This window comes from Kocuria oxytropis, assembly GCF_040981195.1.
Classification (GTDB): Bacteria; Actinomycetota; Actinomycetes; order Actinomycetales; family Micrococcaceae; genus Kocuria; species Kocuria oxytropis.
In genome coordinates this window covers 68,756-93,434 of sequence record NZ_JAVFXA010000002.1, presented here as the reverse complement: position 1 = coordinate 93,434, position 24,679 = coordinate 68,756, and the positions used below count along the sequence as shown (strand labels likewise).

Annotated in this window: 27 protein-coding genes; 13 read left to right on the top strand and 14 right to left on the bottom strand. The window is 73.8% G+C overall.

Translation table 11 applies throughout. The annotated features are described in order from the left end of the window. Window positions 1-45: 45 nt before the first annotated feature. From QYM41_RS02865 to QYM41_RS02855, 3 genes are all read right to left on the bottom strand, one after another. Window positions 46-177: a putative transporter small subunit gene (locus QYM41_RS02865; RefSeq protein ID WP_368798228.1), complete on the bottom strand. Its 132-nt coding sequence runs from the start codon at window positions 175-177 to the stop codon at window positions 46-48. A 26-nt stretch (window positions 178-203) separates the two neighbouring features. Then, the gene (locus tag QYM41_RS02860) at window positions 204-1,895 is read right to left on the bottom strand and encodes a sodium:solute symporter family transporter (RefSeq protein WP_368798227.1); all 1,692 of its coding nucleotides are present in this window, start codon (window positions 1,893-1,895) and stop codon (window positions 204-206) included. A gap of 303 nt (window positions 1,896-2,198) precedes the next feature. Then, window positions 2,199-3,050, bottom strand: a complete 852-nt coding sequence (locus QYM41_RS02855) for a PHP domain-containing protein (RefSeq protein WP_368798226.1) — start codon at window positions 3,048-3,050, stop codon at window positions 2,199-2,201. 81 nt (window positions 3,051-3,131) lie between these two features. Between QYM41_RS02855 and QYM41_RS02850 the strand changes: the two genes are divergently transcribed. Then, the gene (locus tag QYM41_RS02850) at window positions 3,132-4,706 is read left to right on the top strand and encodes an aminopeptidase P family protein (RefSeq protein WP_368798225.1); all 1,575 of its coding nucleotides are present in this window, start codon (window positions 3,132-3,134) and stop codon (window positions 4,704-4,706) included. A gap of 12 nt (window positions 4,707-4,718) precedes the next feature. Here QYM41_RS02850 and QYM41_RS02845 read toward each other — a convergent pair whose 3' ends face one another. Continuing rightward, complete coding sequence (locus QYM41_RS02845; protein ID WP_368798224.1) at window positions 4,719-5,729, bottom strand: YflT domain-containing protein; 1,011 nt, start codon at window positions 5,727-5,729, stop codon at window positions 4,719-4,721. Between the two features lie 95 nt (window positions 5,730-5,824). Here QYM41_RS02845 and QYM41_RS02840 point away from each other — a divergent pair, with 95 nt between their 5' ends. The 3 genes from QYM41_RS02840 to QYM41_RS02830 are packed head-to-tail and all read left to right on the top strand — an operon-like array spanning window position 5,825 to window position 8,943. Beyond that, window positions 5,825-7,126: a magnesium transporter MgtE N-terminal domain-containing protein gene (locus QYM41_RS02840; RefSeq protein ID WP_368798223.1), complete on the top strand. Its 1,302-nt coding sequence runs from the start codon at window positions 5,825-5,827 to the stop codon at window positions 7,124-7,126. Then, the gene (locus QYM41_RS02835) at window positions 7,119-7,760 is read left to right on the top strand and encodes a DUF1003 domain-containing protein (RefSeq protein ID WP_368798222.1); all 642 of its coding nucleotides are present in this window, start codon (window positions 7,119-7,121) and stop codon (window positions 7,758-7,760) included. Before QYM41_RS02840 ends, QYM41_RS02835 begins: the two co-directional genes overlap by 8 nt. Then, window positions 7,753-8,943, top strand: coding sequence for an Mrp/NBP35 family ATP-binding protein (locus QYM41_RS02830; protein WP_368798221.1), 1,191 nt, complete (start codon window positions 7,753-7,755; stop codon window positions 8,941-8,943). Before QYM41_RS02835 ends, QYM41_RS02830 begins: the two co-directional genes overlap by 8 nt. Window positions 8,944-8,993: 50 nt before the next feature. On the opposite strand, the gene QYM41_RS02825 is transcribed toward QYM41_RS02830, so the two are convergent. Together QYM41_RS02825 and QYM41_RS02820 are read right to left on the bottom strand one after the other, a co-directional pair. Further along, complete coding sequence (locus QYM41_RS02825) at window positions 8,994-9,341, bottom strand: twin-arginine translocase TatA/TatE family subunit (RefSeq protein WP_368798220.1); 348 nt, start codon at window positions 9,339-9,341, stop codon at window positions 8,994-8,996. A 37-nt stretch (window positions 9,342-9,378) separates the two neighbouring features. After that, a complete protein-coding gene (locus tag QYM41_RS02820; RefSeq protein ID WP_368798219.1) occupies window positions 9,379-10,065 on the bottom strand; it encodes a hypothetical protein in 687 nt (228 codons plus the stop codon). A gap of 211 nt (window positions 10,066-10,276) precedes the next feature. On the opposite strand from QYM41_RS02820, the gene QYM41_RS02815 reads away from it, so the two are divergent. After that, a complete protein-coding gene (locus tag QYM41_RS02815) occupies window positions 10,277-10,909 on the top strand; it encodes an O-methyltransferase (RefSeq protein ID WP_368798438.1) in 633 nt (210 codons plus the stop codon). Between the two features lie 264 nt (window positions 10,910-11,173). Here QYM41_RS02815 and QYM41_RS02810 read toward each other — a convergent pair whose 3' ends face one another. The 3 genes from QYM41_RS02810 to QYM41_RS02800 form a co-directional block, all read right to left on the bottom strand. Continuing rightward, complete coding sequence (locus tag QYM41_RS02810) at window positions 11,174-11,341, bottom strand: DUF3117 domain-containing protein (RefSeq protein WP_075872508.1); 168 nt, start codon at window positions 11,339-11,341, stop codon at window positions 11,174-11,176. Between the two features lie 112 nt (window positions 11,342-11,453). Beyond that, on the bottom strand, window positions 11,454-12,641 hold the full coding sequence (locus QYM41_RS02805) for a putative hexosyltransferase (protein ID WP_368798218.1): 1,188 nt from the start codon (window positions 12,639-12,641) through the stop codon (window positions 11,454-11,456). Next, window positions 12,638-12,943: a DivIVA domain-containing protein gene (locus tag QYM41_RS02800; protein ID WP_368798217.1), complete on the bottom strand. Its 306-nt coding sequence runs from the start codon at window positions 12,941-12,943 to the stop codon at window positions 12,638-12,640. Before QYM41_RS02800 ends, QYM41_RS02805 begins: the two co-directional genes overlap by 4 nt. 216 nt (window positions 12,944-13,159) lie before the next feature. On the opposite strand from QYM41_RS02800, the gene QYM41_RS02795 reads away from it, so the two are divergent. From QYM41_RS02795 to QYM41_RS02780, 4 genes are all read left to right on the top strand, one after another. Beyond that, entirely contained in the window at window positions 13,160-13,879 is a 720-nt protein-coding gene (locus QYM41_RS02795) for an amino acid ABC transporter ATP-binding protein (RefSeq protein ID WP_438612543.1), read from the top strand. 54 nt (window positions 13,880-13,933) lie between these two features. Continuing rightward, window positions 13,934-14,788: a glutamate ABC transporter substrate-binding protein gene (locus QYM41_RS02790; RefSeq protein WP_368798216.1), complete on the top strand. Its 855-nt coding sequence runs from the start codon at window positions 13,934-13,936 to the stop codon at window positions 14,786-14,788. Window positions 14,789-14,919: 131 nt separating this feature from the next. Then, the gene (locus QYM41_RS02785; protein ID WP_368798215.1) at window positions 14,920-15,606 is read left to right on the top strand and encodes an amino acid ABC transporter permease; all 687 of its coding nucleotides are present in this window, start codon (window positions 14,920-14,922) and stop codon (window positions 15,604-15,606) included. Next, window positions 15,606-16,478 (top strand): amino acid ABC transporter permease, encoded by an 873-nt coding sequence (locus QYM41_RS02780; RefSeq protein WP_368798214.1) that lies wholly within the window; start codon window positions 15,606-15,608, stop codon window positions 16,476-16,478. The genes QYM41_RS02785 and QYM41_RS02780 overlap by 1 nt, the downstream gene beginning before the upstream one ends. A 6-nt stretch (window positions 16,479-16,484) precedes the next feature. Here QYM41_RS02780 and dapE read toward each other — a convergent pair whose 3' ends face one another. Next, window positions 16,485-17,594 carry a succinyl-diaminopimelate desuccinylase gene (gene dapE, locus QYM41_RS02775; RefSeq protein WP_368798213.1) on the bottom strand — a complete coding sequence of 370 codons (1,110 nt, stop codon included), beginning with the start codon at window positions 17,592-17,594 and terminating at the stop codon, window positions 16,485-16,487. A 50-nt stretch (window positions 17,595-17,644) separates the two neighbouring features. Between dapE and dapD the strand changes: the two genes are divergently transcribed. From dapD to galE, 3 genes are all read left to right on the top strand, one after another. After that, on the top strand, window positions 17,645-18,610 hold the full coding sequence (gene dapD, locus QYM41_RS02770) for a 2,3,4,5-tetrahydropyridine-2,6-dicarboxylate N-succinyltransferase (RefSeq protein WP_368798212.1): 966 nt from the start codon (window positions 17,645-17,647) through the stop codon (window positions 18,608-18,610). A gap of 162 nt (window positions 18,611-18,772) precedes the next feature. Then, entirely contained in the window at window positions 18,773-19,693 is a 921-nt protein-coding gene (locus QYM41_RS02765) for a hypothetical protein (RefSeq protein ID WP_368798211.1), read from the top strand. 35 nt (window positions 19,694-19,728) lie between these two features. Next, window positions 19,729-20,751, top strand: coding sequence for a UDP-glucose 4-epimerase GalE (galE, locus tag QYM41_RS02760; protein WP_368798210.1), 1,023 nt, complete (start codon window positions 19,729-19,731; stop codon window positions 20,749-20,751). 16 nt (window positions 20,752-20,767) lie between these two features. Here galE and QYM41_RS02755 read toward each other — a convergent pair whose 3' ends face one another. From QYM41_RS02755 to fdxA, 4 genes are all read right to left on the bottom strand, one after another. Further along, the gene (locus QYM41_RS02755) at window positions 20,768-21,133 is read right to left on the bottom strand and encodes an A1S_2505 family phage non-structural protein (RefSeq protein WP_368798209.1); all 366 of its coding nucleotides are present in this window, start codon (window positions 21,131-21,133) and stop codon (window positions 20,768-20,770) included. Window positions 21,134-21,240: 107 nt separating this feature from the next. Further along, a complete protein-coding gene (locus QYM41_RS02750; protein ID WP_368798208.1) occupies window positions 21,241-22,539 on the bottom strand; it encodes a citrate synthase in 1,299 nt (432 codons plus the stop codon). A 187-nt stretch (window positions 22,540-22,726) separates the two neighbouring features. After that, a complete protein-coding gene (gene dapC, locus QYM41_RS02745; protein ID WP_368798207.1) occupies window positions 22,727-23,872 on the bottom strand; it encodes a succinyldiaminopimelate transaminase in 1,146 nt (381 codons plus the stop codon). Next, window positions 23,869-24,201 carry a ferredoxin gene (gene fdxA / locus QYM41_RS02740; protein WP_058872613.1) on the bottom strand — a complete coding sequence of 111 codons (333 nt, stop codon included), beginning with the start codon at window positions 24,199-24,201 and terminating at the stop codon, window positions 23,869-23,871. Before fdxA ends, dapC begins: the two co-directional genes overlap by 4 nt. Window positions 24,202-24,271: 70 nt before the next feature. Here fdxA and QYM41_RS02735 point away from each other — a divergent pair, with 70 nt between their 5' ends. Further along, window positions 24,272-24,562 carry a putative acetyltransferase gene (locus QYM41_RS02735; RefSeq protein WP_368798206.1) on the top strand — a complete coding sequence of 97 codons (291 nt, stop codon included), beginning with the start codon at window positions 24,272-24,274 and terminating at the stop codon, window positions 24,560-24,562. Window positions 24,563-24,679 lie beyond the last annotated feature (117 nt).

Below are 24,679 nucleotides of genomic sequence, written 5' to 3'. Positions count from 1 at the left end.
CACGGTGCGGTCCGGGCCCGCGGCCTCCGGGGACCGGGTAGGGGCTCAGACGAGGTCGTGCCCCTCGCGCCGGGCCCGGGCCGCCTCCCGGCCGAAGGCCGTGCAGATCACGGCGAGCGTGCCGGCGACCAGGAGGGGCCAGACGAGGACGTAGACGGTGAGGGCGAACGCGGACATGGGTGTCCTTTCCGGGGTCGTGGGGTTCAGTGCGCGCCGCGGGCGCCGGTGAGGGCGTCCTCGGCGCGGGGCTCGGCGTCGTCGGTGAAGTCACCGGTGCGCCGCCGGATCGAGTCGAAGTCGAAGTCGTCGCGGTGGCGCACGGACATCGCCCAGCACACCACCGTGCTGACCGCGTAGGCGACCAGGGAGCCCGTGAGGGCCTCGTAGTCGCGCAGGAAGCCCAGCACGAACGGTGCCGAGACGAGCGCGGCCAGCACCCCGACGACCAGGGCGGGGCGGGTGCCCAGGAAGCCGAAGACCATCAGGCCGAGCACCACGCCCACGCCCACCACGGCCAGCACCTCCGCGAGCAGCGGCAGCGGCCCGGCGGCGGGCAGGGCCCCGAAGCGCACGGGCAGGAACGCGGCGAGCGCCGCCAGCACCGAGACGGTGAACGCCCTGTTGGTGACCCTGCCCCAGTAGAAGCTGGCGATGACGGGGAACACCAGCGCGCCCCAGAGCGCGCCCACGAACACCAGCAGGTCGAGGATGTTCAGCTGCAGGCTCGCGAACACCACGGCCACGACCGTGGCGACCAGCATGGTCAGCCGGCCGACGAGCAGCATGGTCCGCGGGTCGGCCCGGCGGCCGCGGCGCCGCACGCCCTGGCCGTAGATGTCCGCCATGGTGATCGAGGAGAGCGCCGAGAGGTCGGAGTCGGCGGTGGAGGACAGCGAGCCGATGACCATGACGAAGAACACGGCCAGCAGGATGCCGGGCAGGTAGCCGGCGGCGACCTGCGGGAGCAGGTTGTTGGTGTCGCCGCCGGCGGGCTCGAGCCCGGCGTAGAGGGCGAGCACGCCGATCATGCCGATGCCGATGATGGTCGCGCCGTAGCCGATCGTGGCGGTGACGAAGGTCGGCTTGATGAGGTCCTCGCGCACGGCGAACAGGCGCTGGGCGATGGTCTGGTTGCCGATCGCGTAGGCCAGCACGGCCGCGATGTACGGGGCGCCCTGGTTGAGGAACGCGTCGCCGGAGAAGAAGGTGCCCTGCTGGGGCGTCAGGTTCCCGGCGCCCTCCGTGAACAGCGCCGGCCCGCCCAGCAGGAGGAACAGCGCCGGGACGATGACCACCACGGCGCCGAGCATCGCCACGACCTGCGCGAAGTCGGTCAGCACCGAGGCCCGGAAGCCGGACCACAGGGTGTACAGCAGCACGCCCGCGGCGATGACGAGCACGCCCTGCACGAAGCCGAACGGGGAGAGCATCGAGATGAGCGCGCCGCCGGCGATGAAGTTGGACATCAGGCTGATGACGCTGCCCACCACGTTGGAGCCGGCCAGCATGAGCTGGCTCGAGCGGCCGTGGCGGGCGTACATGACCTCGGCCAGGGTGTGGGCGTGCGGGGCGACCGCGCGGATGCGGCGGCCGAACGGATAGATGAACAGGATCATCAGGGCGCCCCAGAGCCCGTAGTGGATGGGGCCCGAGATCCCGTAGGTGTAGCCCGAGGTGACCGAGGCGTACATCGAGGACGCCCAGATCCAGGTCGCCGTCATGGACGCGGCGGAGACGCCGAAGCCGACCCCGTGCCCGGCCGTCATGTAGCTGTCCGCGTTCTCCTTCTTGTGCCCGATGCGCACGGACATGAGAAAGGTCCCCCCGTAGAAGAGCACGAGGAGACCGAGGGTCAGGAGGAGGCCGAAGGGCGCGTCACCGGCGGCGGGCGGCATGCAGGTCCTTTCGTCGGGGCGGAGGGCACTGCGGGGCGCCGGCCGCCGGCTGATCAGGAGGGTGCCGCGCGGCGGGCGTTGCTGCGTCGACGCACGTCCGGGAGCGGCCTGGGCGAACGTAACACACGGCCGACGGCCGGCCGGGGGCGGCGCCGGCCCCCGGAACGGCCGTTCCGGCCCGTCGTGACGGGGCAGAACGGGCCTCGGGGCACGAGGCCCGACGTGAGCGATCTCACCACCCCCAGCGGGTCGGGCAGGGCGTGGCGGCGGCCGCCGGGTGGTAGAACCCGGGGCGGCGGGGGCTCAGGGATAGCGCACGGACACGCCCGAGGTCGCCTGCTCCTCGATCCGCACGAGCGACTGGACGGAGGTGAGGTTCTCGCCCAGCCGGTTGGGCTTGCCGGCCCCGTGGTAGTCGCTCGAGCCGGTGACCACGAGGTCGTGCTCGGAGGCCATCCGCACGAGGCGGGCCCGGGCCTCGTCGGGATTGTCCCGGTGGGCGACCTCGAGCCCGCCCAGACCGGCGTCGATCATCGCCTCGAAGACCTCGGGGCCGACCACGCGCCCGCGGGCCTCGGCGAGCGGGTGGGCGAACACGGGCACGCCGCCGGCGGCCCGCACCAGGCGCACGGCGTGCACCGGGTCCGGCGCGTAGTGCGGCACGTAGTAGCGGGAGCGGCTGTGCAGCACGGAGGCGAAGGCCGCCGTGCGGTTCTCCACGACCCCCGCACTGACCAGGGCGTCGGCGATGTGCGGCCGGCCCACCGTGGCGCCCTCGTGCACGTGGTCCAGGACCACCTCCCAGTCGATGGGGTAGTCCTCGGAGAGCAGCTCGACCATCCGCTCCGCCCGGGTGCGCCGGGAGCAGCGGGAGGACTCGACCTCGGCGAGCAGCCCCGGCTCCCCGGGGTCGTGCAGGTAGCTCAGCAGGTGCACCGAGATCCCGTCACCGGTGGTGCAGGAGATCTCCATCCCGGGGACGAACGCGACGCCCAGGGCCACGGCGGCGTCCCCCGCCGCCCGCCACCCGGACGTGGTGTCGTGGTCGGTGAGGGCGAACACGTCCAGACCCGCGGCGTGCGCGGCACGGGCGACGTCGGCCGGGCTCTCCGTGCCGTCGGAGTCGGACGAGTGGGTGTGCAGGTCGATCTTCACCCGCTCCACGATACCGGCCGGGGCCGGGCGGCCCGCCGGCTCCCGTGGCACGATGAGACGGACGACACGAGGAAAGGGATCATGACAGAGCACAGCACGACACCCCAGGACGACGCGCAGCCGCTCTCGGACCGCGTCGAGAACCGCTCCCAGCGCCCCGACTCCCCCGCCTTCCAGGAGTTCATGGCCTCCCGGTGGGCCGAGCCGGAGCCCACCGAGGTGCAGCGGCTGCCGGTGGCCGGCTTCGCCGCCGCGCGGCGGCGGCGGATCTCCGAGCGGTTCCCCGGCGAGCGCCTGGTGCTCCCCGCCGGGCCGCTGAAGGTCCGCTCCAACGACACCGACTACCGGTTCCGCCCGCACTCGGCGTTCGCGCACCTCACGGGGCTGGGCGTGGACCACGAGCCCGACGCCGTGCTGGTGCTCGAGCCCGTGGAGGAGGGCGCGGGCGACGACGGCGGCCACCACGAGGCGACCCTGTACTTCCACCCCATGGCCGGCCGGGACTCGAAGGAGTTCTACGCCGACGCCAAGAACGGCGAGTTCTGGGTCGGTCCCCGCCCCACCCTCGAGGAGCTCGCGACCGCCTACGGGCTGCGCACCCGCGACCTCGGCGGGCTCGAGGACGCGGTCACCAAGAACGCCGGGCCCACCGCGCTGGGCGGCCTGCGCGTGCGGCTCGTGCGCGAGGTGGACCTGAACGTCGACGCCCTGGTGGACACGTCCCGGATCAACACCGGGGTGGACCTCGAGGCCTCGGACGCCCTGGACGGCGAGCTGGCCGAGGCGCTCTCGGAGCTGCGCCTGGTCAAGGACGAGCACGAGGTGGGACAGCTGCGCGAGGCCGTGGACGCGACCATCGCCGGGTTCACCGACATCGTGCACGTGCTCCCGGCGGCAGCGGGCCACCGCCACCGCGGCGAGCGCATGGTCGAGGGCGCGTTCTTCGCCCGCGCCCGCACGGACGGCAACGACCTCGGCTACGACACCATCGCGGCGTGCGGCAACAACGCCACCGTCCTGCACTGGATCCGCAACACCGGCAGGGTGATCCCCGGGGAGCTGATCCTCGTGGACGCGGGGGTGGAGGCCGACTCCCTCTACACCGCGGACATCACCCGCACGCTGCCCGTGAACGGGCGCTACACCGAGGTGCAGCGGCGGATCTACCAGGCGGTCCTCGACGCCGCCGACGCCGCGTTCGATGCCGCGGTGCCCGGCAACCGGTTCCGCGACGTGCACGCCGCGGCGATGGAGGTCCTGGCCCGGCGCCTGGAGAGCTGGGGCCTGCTGCCCGTGCCCGCCGAGGTCTCGCTCTCCGCGCAGGGCCAGCACCACCGCCGGTGGATGCCGCACGGCACGAGCCACCACCTCGGCCTCGACGTGCACGACTGCGCGCAGGCCAAGCGGGAGCTCTACGTGGACGGGGTCATCGAACCGGGCATGGTGTTCACCATCGAGCCGGGCCTGTACTTCAAGGCCGAGGACCTTGCGGTGCCCGAGGAGTACCGCGGGATCGGCGTCCGGATCGAGGACGACGTGCTGATCACGGAGGACGGCAACGTCAACCTCTCCTCCGGGCTGCCCCGCACCCCCGACGAGGTGGAGGCGTGGATGACGGGCCTGTGGCACGCCCGGGAGGGCGTCGACCCGAGCTGAGCCCCGGGGCCGTCAGCGGGAGGCGTCGGCGGACGTGCTCCCGCCCGCGGCCGGCCCGCCGGGCTCCTGCCCGGCGTCGCCGCGCTCCCCGGAGTCCTGGTCCCCCGCACGGGGTCCTCCGGAGTCCTGCCCCCGGGGGTCGTCCCGGTGGGCGTCCTGGCCGCGGCGGTCCGGGCCGGGGACGGCCTGCCCCCCGGGGTCCTGCCCGGGGTCGTCCTGCCGGCCGGGCGCCGCTGCGGCGGTGCTGCCGGCCGGGTCCCCGGCGGGCACGCGGATGCCGTACTGGGGCCGCCCGTCGGGCAGGTCCTGGAACGTCGCGGTGGGACCGGGCCCGGCGGGCTGCCCGCCGCGGTCCTCCGGCCGGGCCGCCGGCGCGGGGCCCTGCTCCGGGGCACCGGAGGGCCGCTGCCACGGCGCGCCGGCCCCGGGCTGGGTCGGGGGCGGGCCCTGCTGCGGCTGCGCCGGGCCGTGCTGCGGTCCCGGGCGGGCACCCGGCTGCGGCCAGGGCCCGGGCGCCGTCCGCGGCAGCCCCTGCAGACCCCGCAGCCCCTGCAGCACCTGCTGGGCGCGCCGGGCCACCTCGGGGGCCGCCACCACGTCGTAGGAGGTGGCGACGATCTGGTTGGTCGAGGTGAAGTCCCGCTTCCCGCGCTGCATCGCGTAGGTGATCGTGGCGAGCAGCATCCAGAACGCCCCGCCCATCAGGACCGACACGAGCAGCGTGGACACCCACTGCTCCCCGCCCAGCAGCGACAGGATCAGTCCCAGGAACGCGCCGAAGACCATGCCGTTGAGCGCGCCCTGCCCGGCCACCTTCGGGTAGCTGAGCCGGCCGGTCACCTGCTCCACGGACTTCAGGTCGTTGCCGACGATCGCGATCCGGTCCACCTCGAACTGCTCGTCGGCGAGGTGGTCCACCGCCTTCTGCGCATCGGCGTACGTGCCGTAGCGCCCGATCACCTCCCCGCGGGGCAGACCGCGGACGGCGGGGCTGGCAGGGGGCAGGGACCGTGGCGCACTCATGGCCCCATTCTCCCCCATCCGCCCGTCCCGCCGCGCCCCGCGCCCGGTCCGGGGCCCCGCCCCGGCCCCGTGGAGCCGGTGGGTAGTCTTGTACGGTGAGCAGCCACATCGACAAGATCTTCATCGCGCGCCTCATCGGTCTCGACGTGTTCGACCCCCTGGGGGACCGTCTGGGCCGGTTGCGCGACGTCGTCGTGCTCATGCGCGGCAGCGCGCGGTACGGCCGCTCCTCCCGGCGCCCCCTCGTGGTCGGCCTCGTGGTGGAGGTCCTCGGCAAGAAGCGCGTGTTCGTGCCCATGACCCGGGTGACCAGCATCGACGCCGAGAAGATCATCAGCACCGGTCTCGTGAACCTGCGCCGCTTCGAGCAGCGCGGAGCGGAGACCCTGGCCGTCGGCGAGGTCTTCGACCGCACCGTGGTGCTGCGCGACGGCTCCGGCTCGGCCACGGTCGAGGACATGGCGATGGAGCGCAAGCGCAACACCGGGGACTGGCTGATCACCCAGCTCTTCGTGCGCCGCACCGGCACCGGCGGCGGCCTGATGCGCCGGCGCAACGAGACCCTCATCATCGACTGGGAGGACGCGGGGGACCCCTCCGCCGCGGGCCACCAGCCGGCCACCCAGTGGGTGGCCTCGCACGAGGAGCAGCAGCCCGCCGACCTCGCCGACGAGCTGCACGACATGTCGGCCAAGCGCATGCTCGAGATCGCGCACGAGCTCCAGGACGACCGGCTCGCGGACGTCCTGGAGGAGCTCCCGGAGGAGGACCAGGTCTACATCCTCACCAACATGGAGCCGGACCGCGCGGCCACGGTGCTCGAGGAGATGGAGCCCGACGACGCCGCCGACCTGCTCAACGAGCTGCCCGACACCCAGGCCGAGGCGCTGCTGGCGCTCATGCAGCCCGAGGACGCCGAGGACGTCCGGCGGCTGCTGGAGTACGAGGAGGGCACGGCCGGCTCGCTCATGACCCCCGTGCCCATCATCCTGCCGCCCGAGGCCACGGTCGCCGAGGCGCTCGCGCACATCCGCCAGGAGGAGCTCAGCCCCGCCGTCGCGGCGGCGGTGATCGTCTCCCGGCCGCCGCTGGAGACCCCCACCGGCAAGTACCTGGGCATGGTGCACACCCAGAAGCTCCTGCGCTATCCTCCGCCCGAGGCCGTGGGCAACCTGATCGACCGCTCGCTCGAGCCGGTCTCCGACCTCGCCTCGCTCCAGGACGTGGCCCGGGAGCTCGCGACCTACGACCTCACCATCATCCCGGTGGTCAACGACCACGACCGGGTGGTCGGGGCGATCACGATCGACGACGTGCTCGACGCCCTGCTGCCCGAGGACTGGCGCACCGCCGATGACGGCACCCCGATCCGGAAGGTGGGCAAGCGGTATGAGTGAGCGCGAGCCCGGACGGCCCCGCGTCAGCGCCCGCGGCAGCTCCCGCGGCAACGCGCTCGACCAGCCTCGCGAGCACCGGCCGGGGCTGCTGGACCGGCTCCGGCCGAACCCGGACGCCTTCGGGCGGATGACCGAGGGCTTCGCCCGCTTCATGGGCACCCCGCAGTTCCTGCTGTGGATGACCGTGTTCGTGGCCCTGTGGCTGGGCTGGAACACCCTCGCCCCCCGGGAGCTGCAGTTCGACTCCAAGGACCTCAACTTCACGCTGCTCACGCTGATGCTCTCGCTGCAGGCCTCCTACGCGGCGCCCCTGCTGCTGCTCGCGCAGAACCGGCAGGACGACCGGGACCGGGTGACCCAGGAGGAGGACCGGCGCCGGGCGCAGCAGAACCTCGCCGACACCGAGTACCTGACCCGGGAGATCGCCTCCCTGCGGATCGCGCTGCGGGACGTGGCCACCCGCGACTTCGTGCGCTCGGAGCTGCGCTCGGTGCTCGAGGAGATCCTGGAGTCCCAGGACGAGCCCTCCGACGCCGAGGAGCCCGGGGCCCCGCCGCGGCGTGGCCCCCGCCGCAGGAGCAGGACCACCGACCGCCCCGCCAGCCCCGAGACCCGAGGGATCCCCCGTGCCTGAAACCCCCCGCCCCGACGACGTCCTGGCCCCCGAGGCCCTCGACCCCGCCCTGCGCGCCGCGCTGGACCGGGTGCTCGACCCCGAGCTGCGCCGGCCCGTGACGGAGCTGGGGATGATCCGCTCCGCCGCGCTCGACGCCGCCGGCCGCGCCCACGTGCACGTGCTGCTCACGATCAGCGGATGCCCGCTGCGCTCCACCATCGAGCAGGACGTCCGGGACGCCGTGGGGACCGTGGACGGGGTGCGCTCCGTGGACGTGCGGATCGGGGTCATGACCCCCGAGCAGCGCACCGCCCTCAAGGAGCGGGTGGGCCACACCCGGACCGTGCCCTTCAACGACCCGTCCTCCCTGACCCGGGTGCACGCCGTGACCAGCGGCAAGGGCGGGGTCGGCAAGTCGACGGTCACGGTCAACCTCGCCGCGTCGCTGGCCGCGCAGGGCCGCTCGGTGGGCATCGTCGACGCGGACGTGCACGGCTTCTCCGTGCCCGGCCTGCTCGGCATCGACCGGGCGCCCACGCAGGTCGGCGACATGATCCTGCCCCCCGTGGTGGAGGTCCCCGAGGCGGCCCGGGAGGACTCCGGGCGCGCCGGGGTGCTCAAGGTCATCTCGATCGGGATGTTCGTGGACCCGGACCAGCCCGTGGCCTGGCGCGGGCCGATGCTCCACCGCGCCGTGGAGCAGTTCCTCACGGACGTGCACTTCGGCGACCTGGACCACCTGTTCCTCGACCTGCCCCCGGGCACGGGCGACATCGCGATCTCCGTGGCGCAGCTGCTGCCCTCGGCGGAGGTGCTCGTGGTCTCCACGCCCCAGCAGGCGGCGGTCGAGGTCGCGGAGCGCTCCGGCGCCCTGGCGGTGCAGACCGGGCAGAAGGTCGCCGGGGTGGTCGAGAACATGGCGGGGATGCCGATGCCGGACGGCACGGTGCTCGAGCTCTTCGGCGCGGGCGGCGGCGCCCGGATCTCCGGGTCCCTGACCCGCCGGCTGGGCTACGACGTGCCGCTGCTCGGGACCGTGCCCCTCGACGTGGCCCTGCGCGAGGGCGGTGACGCGGGCCGCCCGGTCGTGTGGTCGGCGCCGGGCTCGCCCGCCGCGGTCGCGCTCCGCTCGGTGGCCGGCGCCCTGGGTTCCCGCCCGCGCGGGCTCGCCGGCCGTCCGCTGGGCCTGGGGCCGCGCTGAGCCGGCGCGGGCAGCGGCGGTCCGGCGGTCCGGGACCGCGGGCGGTCGGCTCAGGTGGCCTCGGTGTCGAAGGGGGCCCGTTCGCCGGGGGCCAGGCGGGTCAGCGCCGGCCTGGCCGGCCGGGCGGCGGGCGCCGCCGGCTCGTCGTCCTCGAGCAGGGCCTGGCGCACGATGGTGCGGGGGTCGTACTGCCGGGGGTCGAGCTTGCGCCAGTCGACGTCGGCGATCTCCGGTCCGAGGGTCTCCTTGAGCTCCTCGGTGGCGCCGGTCGCGTACCGCTTGGCGGCCTTGACCAGGTCCTTGAGCTTCTCCGCGTACTCCGGCAGCCGCTCCGGTCCGATGATGAACAGCGCCAGGAGCACCAGGATGATCGCTTCGCCGCCGTTGATACCGAGCACAGGAGCTGATTTTACCAGTCGGCGGGACGCGACCCGGTCAGCCGAAGATCTCGCCGAGCCCCGCCGCCACCGTCTCCACGACCCCCGGATCCGCCGGGGCGGGCGCCACCACGCGCCCGCGCTCGTCGGAGACGACGAGGTGCACGGTGCGGGCCATCGCGGAGGGGCCCGAGGTGCCGGTGACGGTGTAGACCACGGCGTCCCCCACGACCACCACCCGCCACGGCGGCCCGGCCTCCACCCACAGGGGGACGCCCTCCACGGCCACGGGCTCGAGGCCCTCCGCGCTCACGGGCAGGCCCGTGAGCCCGTCCATCGGGTTCTCCCGGTCGACCCGTCCGCGCTGTTCGACGACGACGACCTCCTCCTCGCCGCGGTGCAGCCGGACCGCCACGACGGGGTGCCCCGAGAGGGACCCCCGGGTCATCGAGACCACCCGGTAGCCGTCCGAGGCGAGGGTGGGCAGGGTCCACCCCTGCTCGCGCAGCCCGTCCGCGGAGATCTCGTTCGCGGAGATCTCGTCCGGGTGCAGCACCCCGTCGGTGCCGCGCCACGCCGAGACCGGGACCTGGTCGCCGGCACCGTCCGGGGAGCCCGCCACGACCGTGCGCCCGACGGCGTAGCCGGAGCCCAGGACGAGGGTCAGGACCGCGCTCACGGTGGCCGCGAGCACGGGGACCGTGCTGCTGCGGCGCGCCGGGGCGGTGCGGTCCGGGCGGGGCATCGGTCCTCCTCGTGGGGCGGTGCGGGCGGTGCGGGCCGGACGGCGGGGGTCCGGCGTCCGGCCCGTCCGCGGCGCGGCGGTCGTCTCCGGGGAGGGTCCGCGGACCCCTCCATGATCGTCGGGGAAGCTGGACGCCGACTGGACGGTGGCCGGGCGCCACGGCTCAGCCGGTAGGATGGCGCGCATCCACTACAGCGACGAAGGGCGGACCATGGGCGCGGACAAGACGACGAGCTGGTCGTACGCCGAGGCGTTCGCCGCGGAGGACGAGCTCGCCTACCGTGCCCGGGAGCGCTCCCTCGCCCTGCGCATCCCCCCGGTCAGCCCGGGCACGGCCGCCGCCCTGACCGTGCTCGCCGCGGCGGCGCGGCCCGCCACGGTGGTCGAGGTGGGCACGGGTGCCGGGGTCTCCGGGCTCGCGCTGCTGCGCGGACTGCCCGGGACGTCCGTGCTGACGACCATCGACACCGACATCCGGGCGCTGCGCGCGGCGCGCGACACGTTCCGGGAGGCCGGGGTGCCCACCAGCCGGACCCGCACCATCCCCGGCCGCGCGTCCCTCGTGATGCCCCGGCTCAGTGCCGGCGCCTACGACCTCGTGTTCCTCGACGGGGACGCCGAGGGGACCCTGGACTACGCGGAGGAGGCGGTCCGCCTGCTGCGCCCCGGCGGGATGCTGGTGGTCAACGACGCCCTGTCCCAGGACAAGGTGGCGCAGCCGGCGAACCGGGAGGAGAACACCCGGACGATGCGGGCCGTGCACCGGCTGTTCCGGGAGGACGAGCGCTTCAGCACCGCCCTGCTGCCCACCGGTTCGGGACTGCTGCTGGCCGTCCGCCGCTGAGCGGCCACGGCCTGGCCGACGCCGGACAGCCCCCGCGCACGGCAGTCGGACAGCGCCCGCGCACGGCAGTCGGACAGCGCCCGCGCACGGCAGTCGGACAGCGCCCGCGCACGGCAGTCGGACAGCGCCCGCGCACGGCAGTCGGACAGCGCCCGCGCACGGCAGTCGGACAGCGCCCGCGCACGGCAGTCGGACAGCGCCCGCGCGCGGCGAGGGGCCCGGCACCACCGGTGGTGCCGGGCCCCTCGCCGTGCGCGCCGGGGGTCACTCCGTGACGCCGGCCAGGCACTCCTTGAGCTCCGCGGCCTCGCCGGGCTTCAGCTCGACCACCAGCCGGCCGCCGCCCTCGAGCGGCACCCGCATGATGAGGCTGCGCCCCTCCTTGGTGACCTCCATCGGTCCGTCACCGGTTCTCGGCTTCATGGCCGCCATGTGGGAACTCCTCTTCCTCGATTGGTGTGGCTCCCATCCTATCCGAGCCGCCGCCGTGGCCCCGGACCGCCCCGGCCCTGCGCGGTCCGCGCCGGTGCGCCCGCCGGTGGGCTCAGGGCGGGTAGTCCCCGCCGCCGGGCAGCTGCTTCCAGTGCCACAGCCAGCCGACCCAGACGAGCTGGAGCACCGCGCCGGAGACCGCGCAGGCCACCCGGTAGGCCCGGGAGTCGGAGACGGCCGCCAGCGGCAGCGCGAGCGGGAACAGGGGCAGCAGCAGCCGGAACGTGCTGGTCTGGGGGTGCAGGAACAGGAGCAGGTACACGGCGTAGCTCGCCACCCACACGCGGGCGAGCAGGTCGAGCCGCTCCCGCACCACGCGGGCGCGCAGCAGCCCCGCCCCGCCCACGACCAGCAGCGCGGGTGCCACGAGCCCGAGCACGGGCCCGAACAGCCCCGTCGCGGCGTCGAACCACGGGACGACCGGCTGCAGGGCCCCGCCGCCCCGCCACACCGTCTCCGTGTCGGTGTACGCCGTGGGCTCGCCCGTGACGGCCCACGCGATCGCCGGCCAGGCGAGCGCGGCGCCGCAGGAGAGGACCGCAAGACCGAGGAGCCCGTCGACGGCGTCGACGGCGCGGCGCAGCCGCCCCGCCCGGTGCCGGCGCACGGTGCGCACGAGCCACGTGATCCCGAGGGCCGCGGCGAAGGGGACCCCCGCCGGCCGGGTCAGGCACATGACGACCACCACGGGGGCGGCCGCGAGGTGACGGCCCTGCGCCGTCAGCAGCAGGGCCGCCGCCAGCAGCAGCAGGTGCAGGGCCTCGGCGTAGGGCACCTGCAGCACGGGGGCCACCGGGTTGAAGCCGACGAGCACGAGACCCCACCGGGCCGTGGACGGCGGGGCGAGGCGCAGGAACAGCCGGTGGACGAGCAGGAAGGCGCCCAGGCTCGCCGCCAGCGACACGGCCGAGGCGGTCGCGTCCCACCCCGTGCCGGTGACCGCCGTGACGGTCCGCACGAGCAGCGGGAAGACCGGGTAGAAGGCCCAGGCGTTCTCCTGCACCCGTCCGTCCGCGTCCCGGGGCAGGGACGCGGGATAGCCCTCCCGGGCGATGCGCTCGTACCAGTCCGAGTCCCACGTGCCGGTGAACCCGAGGTAGCCCAGGGGGCCGTCCCCCCACGGCCCGGGGCCCTGCTGCCGGCCCACCGTGCTGAAGACCGCCCAGGCCCAGGCGCGGGAGGCCGCCCACACCACCAGGGTCTGCACCCACCAGGGCGCCGCGGCCAGGCGGGAGCTCACTCCCCCGGCACCGGACGGGCCGGCGGGTCCGCCGGCGGCAGCCGGTCCGCCAGGTGGGCGAGCACGGCGTGCACCTCGGCGGGGTCGTAGCCGCGGCGCCGGACGGTGAACGCGATCCGTTCGACGTCCTCCGCCGCCGGGTGCTCGGGCAGCAGCAGCGGCGCCCGGGGCGCCGGGCCCACGTCGACCCCGTCCCGGGCCGGCACGACCCGCCCGGAGAGCCGGTCGCGGCCGAGGACGACGACGCCGACCACGGTGAGCAGCAGCACGAGCCCGGTCAGCACCACGAGGAGTTCGGTCATGCCCCCAGGCTAAGCGCCCGCCGGGGACCGGCGGCCGCACACGGGGTCCGCACGCTCCGCAATATTTCTACGGATCAGTACCGGATTTCTCCGATCGCAACGTGTCGGACATCACACGGACCGAATCCGGGGTATCTTTCCGGTATGTCACACGCCACTCCGCCGGCCGCCGCTCCGTCCGCCTCCGCCGCGGGCACGGCCGAGCCCCTGGTCCGCATGTCCCACGTCAACAAGCACTTCGGGGACCTGCACGTGCTCCGGGACATCAACCTGGAGGTGCAGCGCGGCGAGGTGGTGGTCGTGATCGGGCCCTCGGGCTCGGGCAAGTCGACGCTGTGCCGGGCCATCAACCGGCTCGAGAGCATCGACGACGGCGAGATCCTCATCGACGGCAGACGGCTGCCCGAGGAGGGCAAGGCGCTCGCGAAGCTGCGCGCCGACGTCGGCATGGTCTTCCAGTCGTTCAACCTCTTCGCGCACAAGTCGGTGCTGCAGAACGTGACCCTGGGCCCCGTCAAGGTGCGCGGGAAGTCGGGCGCCGAGGCGAAGCAGCAGGCCATGGAGCTGCTGACCCGCGTGGGCGTCGCGAACCAGGCCGAGAAGCTGCCGGCCCAGCTCTCCGGCGGGCAGCAGCAGCGCGTCGCCATCGCCCGCGCCCTGGCCATGGAGCCGAAGGTCATGCTCTTCGACGAGCCGACCTCGGCCCTGGACCCCGAGATGATCAACGAGGTGCTCGACACCATGGTCTCGCTCGCGAAGCAGGGCATGACGATGATCGTGGTCACCCACGAGATGGGCTTCGCCCGCAAGGCGGCGGACCGCGTCGTGTTCATGGCCGACGGCATGATCGTCGAGGAGAACACCCCCGAGGAGTTCTTCACGAACCCGCGCTCCGAGCGCGCCCAGGACTTCCTCGGCAAGATCCTGGGCCACTGACCGTCCACCGTCCCTCCGACCCGACGCCACCACCTCCACAGCAAGGAGCACATCATGCGCAGCAGCAAGCCCCTCGGACTGGCCGCGACGGCCGCGATCGCCGCCCTTACCCTCACCGCGTGCGGAGGTGGCGACGACGGCGGGTCCGGCTCGGGCGGCGAGACCGGCGGCTCGGGCGACTCCGTGCGGATCGGCATCAAGTACGACCAGCCGGGGCTGGGCTTCCGCGACGGCAGCGAGTACACGGGCTTCGACGTCGACGTCGCCGAGTACGTCGCCGGTGAGCTCGGCTACTCCGAGGACCAGATCGAGTGGGTCGAGTCCCCGTCCGCCAACCGCGAGAACATGCTCGCGAACGACCAGGTCGACATGATCTTCGCGACCTACTCGATCACCGACGAGCGCGACCAGACCGTGGACTTCGCCGGCCCGTACTTCATCGCCGGCCAGGACCTGCTGGTCCGCGCCGACGACAACAGCATCCAGGGCCCCGCCGACCTCGACGGCAAGAACCTGTGCTCGGTGACCGGCTCGACCTCCGCGGTGAACGTGCAGGAGGAGGTCCCCGGCGTGAACCTCGTGGAGCAGGGCGGCTACGCCGAGTGCGTGACCTTCCTGGAGTCCGGCCAGGTGGACGCCGTGACCACCGACGACATCATCCTCGCAGGGCTCGCCTCCACCGACGCCAACCAGGGCAAGTTCAAGGTGGTCGGCAACACCTTCTCGGAGGAGCGCTACGGCGTGGGCCTGCCGCAGGGCTCCGACCAGTGCGAGGCCGTCAACGAGGCGATCACCAAGATGATCGAGGAGGGCGCCTGGGAGGAAGCGGTCACCGCCAACACGGAGGGCGCGAACTACTCGTACAACGAGGAGCTCAACCCGCCGACGCCCGAGCCCTGCGGCGAGTGACGGCACCCCGGTGACCCCGTGGCCGGCCCCTCGGCCGGCCACGGGGCCCGCCCCGGCAGCAGAGCGACCGATCGACCCACGACGAAGGGCCCGCGCGTGACCCAGCACCAGCCCCAGCACAGGGAGCTCCCGTGTCCGACTACCTGACCGACTTCGTCAGCCTGTTCGACCAGTACGACGTCCTCGCCGCCTTCTGGGTCAACCTCCGGCTGACCTTCTTCGCCGCGCTGGGCTCCGCGGTCCTCGGCGCGCTCATCGCCCTGATGCGCATCTCCCCGATCGCCTCGCTGCGGCTGCTGGGCACGGGCTACGTCAACCTGTTCCGCAACACCCCGCTGACGATCATCCTCGTCTTCCTGGTGCTGGGCGTGTGGAGCCAGCTGGGGATCAGCCTCTCCACGGACTTCGACCAGAACTTCTTCAACTGGGCGGTCCTGGGCCTGAGCCTCTATCACGCGGCGTTCGTCTGCGAGGCGATCCGCTCGGGCGTCAACACCGTGCCGGCCGGACAGGCGGAGGCCGCGCGGGCCATCGGCCTCAGCTTCCTGCCGGCGGCGCGGCTGATCATCTTCCCGCAGGCGCTGCGCGGGGCGATCACCCCGCTCGGCAACACCCTGATCGCCCTGACCAAGAACACCACGGTGGCCGCCGCGGCCTCCGTGACCGAGATCTCCTCCCTCATGAAGACGATGATCGAGTTCCGCCCGGACGTGATCATCGCGATCTTCCTGGTCGTGGCCCTCGGCTTCGTCCTCATCGTGGTCCCGGTGGGTCTGCTCACCACCTGGGCCTCCCGGAAACTGGCGGTGAAGCGCTGATGGCCACGACCCAGAACGTCCTGTTCGACGTCCAAGGACCCCGCGGCCGGCGGATCAGCGCGGCGCTCAACGTGGTCGGCGTCCTGCTCGCCGCGGCCCTGGCCTGGGTGGTGCTGGGGGAGCTCGCCGAGCAGGGCCAGCTCGACGCCGCGAAGTGGACGCCCCTGATCTCGGCGCGCACGTGGGAGAACTTCCTGCTCCCGGGCCTGTGGGACACCCTGCGGGCCGCGCTGCTGGCGGTGGTGCTCTCGATCGCCTTCGGCCTGGTCTTCGGCCTCGGCCGGCTCTCCCAGCTCGCCCCGGTGCGCTTCGTGTGCACCGTGGTGGTCGAGTTCTTCCGGGCCGTGCCCGTGCTGGTGATGATGATCTTCTTCTACCTGGGCATCGGCCGGGCCGGGCTGGTGGAGCCGTCCAACGTGCCGTTCTGGGCCGTGGTCCTGGGACTGATGTTCTACAACGGCGCCGTGATCGCCGAGCTCATCCGCTCCGGCGTCCACCAGCTGCCCAAGGGCCAGCGGGAGGCGGCCCTGGTCATCGGGCTCACCCCGTCCCGGTCCCTGCGGATGATCGAGCTGCCCCAGGCCCTCACGGCGATGCTGCCCTCGATGGTCAGCCAGTTCGTGGTCATCCTCAAGGACACGGCCCTGGGCTACATCATCACGTACCCGGAGCTGCTGGCGAGCGGCCGGCGGCTGGGCGCCGGGGACGGCAACATCCTGCAGACCCTCTTCGTGGTGGCGCTGGTCTTCGTGCTCATCAACTACCTGCTGACCGTGCTGGCCGCGTGGCTCTCCCGGTTCCTGAGCTTCCGCACGGGGGGCACGACCAAGGCCGCGGAGGGTCCCCTCGCCGCGGAGGAGAGCACGGTCTGAGCCGGGTCAGCGGGTGAGCCACCCCTCGAGGGCGCGGTAGCACTGCCGGACCGCGTCGGCGCTGACGTGCTCGTCGTCCGTGTGGGCCAGCAGCGCGTCGCCCGGGCCGAAGTTCACGGCCGGCACGCCCATCTGCGAGAAGCGGGCCACGTCGGTCCAGCCGTACTTGGGCTTGGGCTCCTGGCCCACGGCGGCCACGAACGCGGCGGCGGCCGGGCGGTCCAGGCCGGGCCGCGCCGCCGGGGAGAGGTCCGTGAGCTCGAGCTCGTAGCCGGCGAAGACCTCCTGCACGTGCGCCACGGCGTCCTCGGGGCTCTTGTCCGGGGCGAAGCGGTAGTTGATCTCCACGTGCGCGGTGTCCGGCACCACGTTGCCGGCCACGCCCCCGCCGATCCGGATCGCGTTGAGCCCCTCCCGGTACTCGAGCCCCTCCACCGCGACGGTCCGCGGCTCGTAGGCCGCCAGCCGGGCGAGGACGTCGGCCTGCTTGTGGATCGCGTTGTCCCCGATCCAGGACCGCCCCGAGTGGGCGGCCCGGCCCCGGGTGGTGATGCGGAACCGCATCGTGCCGTTGCACCCGCCCTCCACGGTGCCGTCGGTGGGCTCGAGGAGCACCGCGAAGTCCGCCTCGAGCAGCTCGGGGGCGTGGCGCTGGAGCCGGCCCAGTCCGCTGGCCGAGGCCTCGACCTCCTCGTGGTCGTAGAACACGTAGCTGATGTCGCGGTTCGGCGCGGTCAGGGCCGCCGCCAGGGCCAGCTGGACGGCCACCCCGCCCTTCATGTCGGTCGCGCCCCGGCCGTGGAGCACCCGGGACGGGCCCGTCCCGGTCCACGTGGACGGCACGGTACCCCGCGCGCCCGGGACGGTCGGCAGGGGAACGGTGTCGAGGTGGCCGGCGAGCACCACCCGCTCGGGGCGGCCCAGCTCGGTGCGCGCCACCACGGCGTCCCCGTCCCGGTGCACCGTGAGGTGCGGCAGCCGGCGCAGCGCGTCCTCCACGGCGTCGGCCAGGGGCCCCTCCGAGCCCGAGACGGAGGCGATGTCGATGAGGGCCGCCGTGAGGTCGGCGGGGTCGGCGGCGAGGTCGAGCTCCGGTGCGGTCATGGCCGTCAGCATAACGGGGCCTCCCCCACCACCGGCCGGGCCGGGCCCGGCGCCCCCGTAGGATGGACGCCATGACTGCTTCCACCTCTCGTCCCGCCTCCGGTCTCGGCCTGGCCACCGTCGTGGCCTCGGGCCCCAAGGAGGGCACCGTCCTCGACGTCTGGTACCCCGCCCCGTCGCTCTCCGACGCCGTCGACACCTCCCTCGACGCGGACCTGCGGCTCGCGGCCACCGCCGACCCCGACCGCAACGTCCGCAGCGAGATCGTCGAGACCGTGATCGACCTCGACACCGCCCCCGCCGACGCCCCGGACGCGTACCTGCGCCTGCACCTGCTCTCCCACCGGCTCGCGCGTCCCAACACCCTGAACCTCGACGGCGTGTTCGGCCTCCTCGCCAACGTCGCCTGGACCGACCGCGGCCCCGTGCTCGCCGAGGAGCTGACCCTCGCCCTGCTGCGGATGAGGGCGACCGGCGGGCACGTGACCGTGCACAGCGTGGACAAGTTCCCCCGGATGGTGGACTACGTGGTCCCCACGGGCGTGCGGATCGGCGACGCCAACCGGATCCGGCTCGGCGCCCACCTCGCCGAGGGCACCACCGTGATGCACGAGGGGTTCGTCAACTTCAACGCCGGCACCCTCGGGCAGTCCATGGTCGAGGGCCGGATCAGCGCGGGGGTGGTGGTCGGCGACGCCACGGACCTCGGCGGCGGCGCCTCCATCATGGGCACGCTCTCCGGCGGCGGCAAGGAGCGGATCACCGTGGGCGAGCGGGTGCTGCTCGGCGCCAACTCCGGCGTGGGGATCTCCCTGGGCGACGACTGCGTGGTCGAGGCCGGCCTCTACGTCACCGCCGGCACCCGCGTGAGCGTGCACGCCGACGGGGAGCGGTCCACGGTCAAGGCCTCCGAGCTCTCCGGCGTGTCCAACCTGCTGTTCCGCCGCAACTCCCTCACCGGCACGGTCGAGGTGCTGCCGCGGGCCGGCGGGACCGTGGAGCTCAACGCGGCGCTGCACGCCAACTGAGCGCCGCGGGCCACGGCCCGCCGCCGGACGCCGCGGGGGCGGCACCCCCGACCTCGCGGCGTCCTCCCGTCCCCGGCCCGCCCGTTCCCGCCCCGTGCCCGGCCCACCCCGTCCCCGGCCCTCTCCGGCCCGCCCGTACCCCCCGTCCGTCCAGGAGCCCCCGTGTCATCCCCCGCCCGCGGCCGTCTCGGCTCGCTCCGGCTGCCGCTGTTCGTCCTCCTGCTCGCCGGTGCCCTGCTCGCCGCGGGCGTCCTCGTGGCCGTCGAGCTGCGCGCCGGACGGCCCTCGGCCGGCGAGCCCCGGTGCGTGGTCCGGAGCACGGAGGCGGACGGCGGGAGCACGCGCCACACGCTCTCGGCGGAGCAGGCGTCCCACGCCGCCCTGATCACCGCGGAGGCCGTGGCGCGCGGCACCGACCCCTACGCCGCGGTCGTCGCCCTGGCCACCGCGATGCAGGAGTCGCAGCTGGTCAACATCGACTACGGGGACCGGGACTCCGTGGGGCTCTTCCAGCAGCGCCCCTCCCAGGGCTGGGGGACGGCCGCGCAGATCATGGACCCGGCCTACGCCACGGCCGCCTTCTACGACGGCCTCGCGGAGCTCGACTACACCACGATGTCGGTCACCGACGCCGCCCAGGCCGTCCAGCGCTCCGCGCACCCGGAGGCCTACGCCCGGCACGAGGGCCTCGCCCGGGCCTTCGCGGGGAGCCTCACCGGGGCCACGGAGGGCTCGCTCAACTGCGTGCTCGGCGATCCCGAGAGTCCCGGGGACCCGGAGCGGGCGGCCCGCGCGCTGGCCGCCGCCTTCGGGGCGGCCGCCCCCGCCCCGCGCACGGACGGGACCCGGGTGGTGATGCCCGCACCCGGGGAGCGGACGGGCTGGGCGGTGGCGCACTGGGCGGTCGCACAGGCCGAGGCCCTGGGCGTGGCCGAGGTGTCCTTCGACGGGCGCAGCTGGATCCGGGCCGACCAGCGCACCACCCGCTTCGCGCCCGCCCCGGGCTGGGTGGCCGCCGGGGAGGCGCACCCGGAGGGCGCGCCTCCGGCCGGTGACGTGGTCATCGTGCTCGCGAGCCGCTGACCGGTCCGCCGAGGCCCGGCCGATACGCTGGGGCCATGAAGATTCTCGTGACCGGGGGAACCGGCTACATCGGCTCGCACACCGTCCTCGCCCTGCTGCAGGCGGGCCACGACGTCGTCGTCATGGACAACCTCGCGAACTCCTCACGGACCTCGCTGGACCGGGTCCAGGACCTCGCCGGCCGGGCGGTCGCGGCCTTCGAGGAGGTGGACCTGCTCGACCCGGCGGGACTCGACGCGCTGTTCGCCCGGCACCGCCCGGAGGCCGTGATCCACTTCGCCGGGCTCAAGGCCGTCGGCGAGTCGGCGGAGAAGCCGCTCTGGTACTACCGCACCAACGTGGCGGGCACCCTCAACCTCCTGGACGCCATGGGCAACCACGGCTGCCGGACCATCGTGTTCTCCTCCTCGGCCACGGTCTACGGCGCCCCGGAGGAGATGCCGCTGACCGAGAAGCAGCCCATGGACGCCCAGAACCCCTACGGGCGGACCAAGGAGCACATCGAGGACATGCTCGTGGACCTCGCCGCGGCGGACGCGTCCTGGAACGTGGCCCTGCTGCGCTACTTCAACCCGGTGGGGGCCCACGAGTCCGGCCGGATCGGCGAGGACCCCACGGGCGTGCCGAACAACCTGCTGCCGTTCATCGCCCAGGTGGCCGTGGGCCGGCGCGAGAAGCTGCGGGTCTTCGGCGCGGACTACCCGACCGCCGACGGGACGGGCGTGCGCGACTACATCCACGTCGTGGACCTCGCCGACGGCCACCTCAAGGCCCTGGACCACCTCGCCGAGCACGGCGGGGTGCACACGTGGAACCTGGGCACGGGCAAGGGCTACTCGGTGCTCGAGGTGCACGCGGCCTTCGAGCGCGCCTCCGGGCGCAGCATCCCCTACGAGGTCGTGGCCCGGCGTCCCGGCGACGCCGCGGTGTCCTACGCCGATCCCTCGACGGCCCTGGCCGAGCTGGGCTGGTCCGCCGACCGGGACCTCGACACGATGTGCCGCGACCACTGGAACTGGCAGCGGAGCAATCCCGAGGGCTACGCGGCGGGAGCCTGAGCGCCGGCCGCGGGGCTCACCAGCCCCGCGGCCGGACCACGTTGGCCGGCGCACCGGCGAACAGGGCGGCCACCTCCCGCTCGTCGTGACCGGCGATGCCCGTGCCCACCCGGGTCAGCCAGAACGTCAGCCCGGGGTGCTCGCGGGCGAAGGCCACGAACGCGGCCGCCTCCCGCTCGAGCTCGGCGAACCCGCTCATGGTGTCGATCGCGTACGAGCGTCCCTGCAGACCGTGCCCCTGCCCCATGACGGCGCCGAAGCGCTCGACGGCCGTGCGGGCCGCCCCCGCCCCGTGGGCGCCGCGGGCGTTGGAGCCGAAGACGAAGACGTCGTCCGGCCCCAGCTCGGTGATCCGGTCCGGGGTGTGCCGCTGCTCGCTCATGCCCTCCACGGTACCGGGGCCGCGGCGGCCCGGGAACAGCGCGACGCCGGGCCCGCACCCCGGAGGAGGTGCGGGCCCGGCGTCCGGCACGGCGGGAGCGGGTCGGCTCAGCCCTGCGGGTAGTGCCGCTCGGCCGGGCCCACGTACAGCTGGCGCGGGCGGCCGATCTTGGTCTCGGGGTCCTCGATCATCTCCCGCCACTGGGCGATCCAGCCGGGGAGCCGGCCGATCGCGAAGAGCACGGTGAACATCTTCTCGGGGAAGCCCATCGCCTTGTAGATGAGTCCCGTGTAGAAGTCGACGTTGGGGTAGAGCTTGCGCTCCACGAAGTAGTCGTCGGCGAGGGCCTTCTCCTCGAGCCGCAGGGCGATCTCGAGCTGCCGGTCGTTGCCGCCGAGCTTCTCGAGGATCTCGTGGGCGTAGTCCTTCACGATCCGCGCCCGGGGGTCGTAGTTCTTGTACACGCGGTGGCCGAAGCCCATCAGCCGGGCGCCGGACTCCTTGTTCTTGACCTGCTCCATGAAGTCCTCGGGCTTGACGCCCTCGGTCTCGATCCGGTTGAGCATCGCGAGCACGGCCTCGTTGGCGCCGCCGTGCAGCGGGCCGTACAGGGCGTTGATGCCCGCGGACACCGAGGCGAACATGTTGGCGTGGGAGGAGCCCACGAGCCGGACGGTGGAGGTGGAGCAGTTCTGCTCGTGGTCGGCGTGCAGCATGAGCAGCACGTCCAGGGCCTTGGCCATCGCCGGGTCGATCTCGTAGTCCTCGGCCGGCACGCCGAAGCACATGCGGAGGAAGTTCTCCGTGTAGTTCAGGTCGTTCTGCGGGTAGAGCATCGGCTCGCCCTTGGACTTCTTGAACGCGTAGGCGGCCAGCGTGGGCACCTTGGCGAGCAGCCGGATGGTGGAGATCTCCACCTGCTCCTCGTCGAAGGGGTCGAGGGAGTCCGCGTAGAACGTGGACAGCGCGGAGACCGCCGAGGACAGCACGGGCATGGGGTGGGCGTTGCGCGGGAAGCCGTTGAAGAAGCTCTTGAGGTCCTCGTGGACCATGGTGTGCCGGCGGATCCGGGTGTCGAACTCCTCGAGCTCGCCGGCCGAGGGCAGCTCGCCGTAGACGAGGAGGTAGGCGGTCTCGATGAAGCTCGAGTGCTGGGCGAGCTCCTCGATCGGGTAGCCCCGGTACCGCAGGATCCCGTTGTTGCCGTCGATGTAGGTGATGGCCGAGCGCGCGTTCGCCGTGTTCATGAAGCCCGGGTCGAAGGCGACGTTGCCGGTCTCCTTGAGCATGTTCGTGATCGCGTATCCGCGGTTGCCCTCGGTGGCGTCCTGGATGGGCAGCTCGAGCGGGCTGCCGTTGCCGTAGTCGAGCCGGGCCGTCCCGGTCTTCTGTGCAGACTCAGTCATGTTCGTCCTCCGCGAGTGGATGTCGGTGTCCGGTGCCCGTGGCCGCCGTGCCGGGCGCCGCCGGTGGCGCAGCACGTCCGTGTCGCCGGACACAGCGATCGTCACGGTCCAACCTACCCGCTCCGTCCACGCCGCGACCAATCCCGGCGCCGCCGGGGGCCCGTGTCCGGGGGCGCCGGGGAGCGCCTCAGGCGCCGCCCAGGCGCGCCACGGCGGCGTCGATGCGCTCGTCGGTGGCGGTGAGGGCCAGGCGCACGTGGCCCTCGCCGGCCGTCCCGTAGAAGACCCCGGGGCCCACCACGACGCCGCGCTCGGCGAAGCGCTGCACCGTGGTCCACGTGTCCTCCCCGGCCGTGCACCACAGGTAGAGCCCGGCCTCCGAGTGCTCGACCCGCAGCCCGAAGGCCTCGGCGGCGGGCACGAGCCGCTCCCGGCGGGACCGGTAGAGCGCCTTCTGGGCGGTGACGTGGGCGTCGTCCCCCAGGGCCGCCCGCATGGCCTCCTGGATCGGGGCGGGCACGATCATCCCGGCGTGCTTGCGGGAGTTCACCAGGCTCGCCATGAGCCGGGCGTCGCCGGCGAGGAACGCGGCCCGGTAGCCGGCGGCGTTGGACTGCTTGGACATCGAGTACGCGGACAGCAGCAGGGAGTGGTCCCCTCCGCTGACCCGGGGGTCGAGCACGGACGGCACCGGGGCGCCCCCCTGCTGGACGTCCCAGGCGCCCCAGCCCAGCTCGGCGTAGCACTCGTCGGAGGCGACGACGGCCCCGAGGGCGCGTGCCTGGTCGACCACGCGGCGCAGCGAGCCGGCGTCCCGGACGATGCCGGTGGGGTTGGCGGGCGAGTTCAGCCACACCATGCGCACGCGGGAGCGCACGTCGTCCCCGAGCTCGTCGAGGTCGTCCGCCGCCACGGCCTCGGCGCCCGCCAGCTCGGCGCCGATGTCGTAGGTGGGGTAGGCCACGGTGGGCCGCACGAGCACGTCGCCCGGGCGCAGGCCCAGGAGCAGCGGGAGCCAGGCGACCAGCTCCTTGGAGCCGACCGTGGGCATGACCGCGGCGGGGTCCAGCCCGGGCACGCCACGGCGTCGGGCGTACCACGCGACGACGGCCTCGCGCAGGGCGGGGGTGCCGTGGGTGGTCGGGTAGCCGTGGGCGTCGGCGGCCGCGGCCAGGGCGTCCTGGACGACCAGCGGCGTGGGGTCCACGGGGGTGCCGATGGACAGGTCCACGACCCCGTCGGGGTGCTCCGCGGCGACGGCCCGGTACGGGGCCATGGTGTCCCACGGGTAGTCGGGCAGGGCGAGGCCGAAGGGACGGTCCCCCTGCGTCACAGGGCGACGTCCTGGTTCTGCGGCGGCAGCGCGGCGATCATGGGGTGGTCGGTGTGCGTGTTGCCGAGCTTCGCGGCGCCGCCGGGCGAGCCGAGGTCGTCGAAGAACTCGACGTTGGCCTTGTAGTAGTCGGCCCACTCGTCGGGGGTGTCGTCCTCGTAGTAGATGGCCTCGACGGGGCACACGGGCTCGCACGCCCCGCAGTCCACGCACTCGTCGGGGTGGATGTAGAGCGAGCGCTCCCCCTCGTAGATGCAGTCGACGGGGCACTCCTCGACGCAGGCCTTGTCCTTCACGTCGACACAGGGCTGGGCGATGACGTAGGTCACGGCGGTTCGAACCTTTCTCCTGGGATGCTCCGACCAGTCTAGCCACGGTGCCCTGGCTAGGATGACAGGCATGGTGCATCCGACATCCGGCTCAACATCGGCGTCCGGGGCCACGTCCCCGGCGCTGGAGCTGCTCACCGGGCTGGGCCCCGGCACCCGGGTGAGCGTGCGCTACGCCCTGCCGGCCGGCGACGCCTCAGGGAAGCCGCTCACCGACGCCCTGGGCGAGCTGGTCTCGGCGGACGGGGCATCCGTCACCGTCCGCACCCGCCGCGGGGACGTGCGGATCGCGTCCGGCGCGGTGCGGGCCGCGCGCGTGGTGCCGCCCGCGCCGCCGCGGCGGGCCCCACGGCCGCGCTGAGCACCACCGGCTCCGGAGGGCCCCGATCCGGTCCGGGTGACGCCCGTCCGGCTGCCTGCGGTCCGGCTGCCTCCGGTCCGGCTGCCTCCGGTGGGGGTGGCGCCGGTGGGGGGGTGG

Excerpts from the sequence above, each read along its gene's own strand:
- QYM41_RS02865 (WP_368798228.1), bottom strand. The coding sequence starts at position 177 with ATGTCCGCGTTCGCCCTCACCGTCTACGTCCTCGTCTGGCCCCTCCTG.
- QYM41_RS02860 (WP_368798227.1), bottom strand. The coding sequence starts at position 1,895 with ATGCCGCCCGCCGCCGGTGACGCGCCCTTCGGCCTCCTCCTGACCCTC.
- QYM41_RS02850 (WP_368798225.1), top strand. The coding sequence starts at position 3,132 with ATGACAGAGCACAGCACGACACCCCAGGACGACGCGCAGCCGCTCTCG.
- QYM41_RS02845 (WP_368798224.1), bottom strand. The coding sequence starts at position 5,729 with ATGAGTGCGCCACGGTCCCTGCCCCCTGCCAGCCCCGCCGTCCGCGGT.
- QYM41_RS02835 (WP_368798222.1), top strand. The coding sequence starts at position 7,119 with ATGAGTGAGCGCGAGCCCGGACGGCCCCGCGTCAGCGCCCGCGGCAGC.
- QYM41_RS02820 (WP_368798219.1), bottom strand. The coding sequence starts at position 10,065 with ATGCCCCGCCCGGACCGCACCGCCCCGGCGCGCCGCAGCAGCACGGTC.
- QYM41_RS02815 (WP_368798438.1), top strand. The coding sequence starts at position 10,277 with ATGGGCGCGGACAAGACGACGAGCTGGTCGTACGCCGAGGCGTTCGCC.
- QYM41_RS02810 (WP_075872508.1), bottom strand. The coding sequence starts at position 11,341 with ATGGCGGCCATGAAGCCGAGAACCGGTGACGGACCGATGGAGGTCACC.
- QYM41_RS02800 (WP_368798217.1), bottom strand. The coding sequence starts at position 12,943 with ATGACCGAACTCCTCGTGGTGCTGACCGGGCTCGTGCTGCTGCTCACC.
- QYM41_RS02795 (WP_438612543.1), top strand. The coding sequence starts at position 13,160 with ATGTCCCACGTCAACAAGCACTTCGGGGACCTGCACGTGCTCCGGGAC.
- QYM41_RS02790 (WP_368798216.1), top strand. The coding sequence starts at position 13,934 with ATGCGCAGCAGCAAGCCCCTCGGACTGGCCGCGACGGCCGCGATCGCC.
- QYM41_RS02780 (WP_368798214.1), top strand. The coding sequence starts at position 15,606 with ATGGCCACGACCCAGAACGTCCTGTTCGACGTCCAAGGACCCCGCGGC.
- dapE (WP_368798213.1), bottom strand. The coding sequence starts at position 17,594 with ATGCTGACGGCCATGACCGCACCGGAGCTCGACCTCGCCGCCGACCCC.
- dapD (WP_368798212.1), top strand. The coding sequence starts at position 17,645 with ATGGACGCCATGACTGCTTCCACCTCTCGTCCCGCCTCCGGTCTCGGC.
- galE (WP_368798210.1), top strand. The coding sequence starts at position 19,729 with ATGAAGATTCTCGTGACCGGGGGAACCGGCTACATCGGCTCGCACACC.
- QYM41_RS02755 (WP_368798209.1), bottom strand. The coding sequence starts at position 21,133 with ATGAGCGAGCAGCGGCACACCCCGGACCGGATCACCGAGCTGGGGCCG.
- QYM41_RS02750 (WP_368798208.1), bottom strand. The coding sequence starts at position 22,539 with ATGACTGAGTCTGCACAGAAGACCGGGACGGCCCGGCTCGACTACGGC.
- QYM41_RS02735 (WP_368798206.1), top strand. The coding sequence starts at position 24,272 with ATGGTGCATCCGACATCCGGCTCAACATCGGCGTCCGGGGCCACGTCC.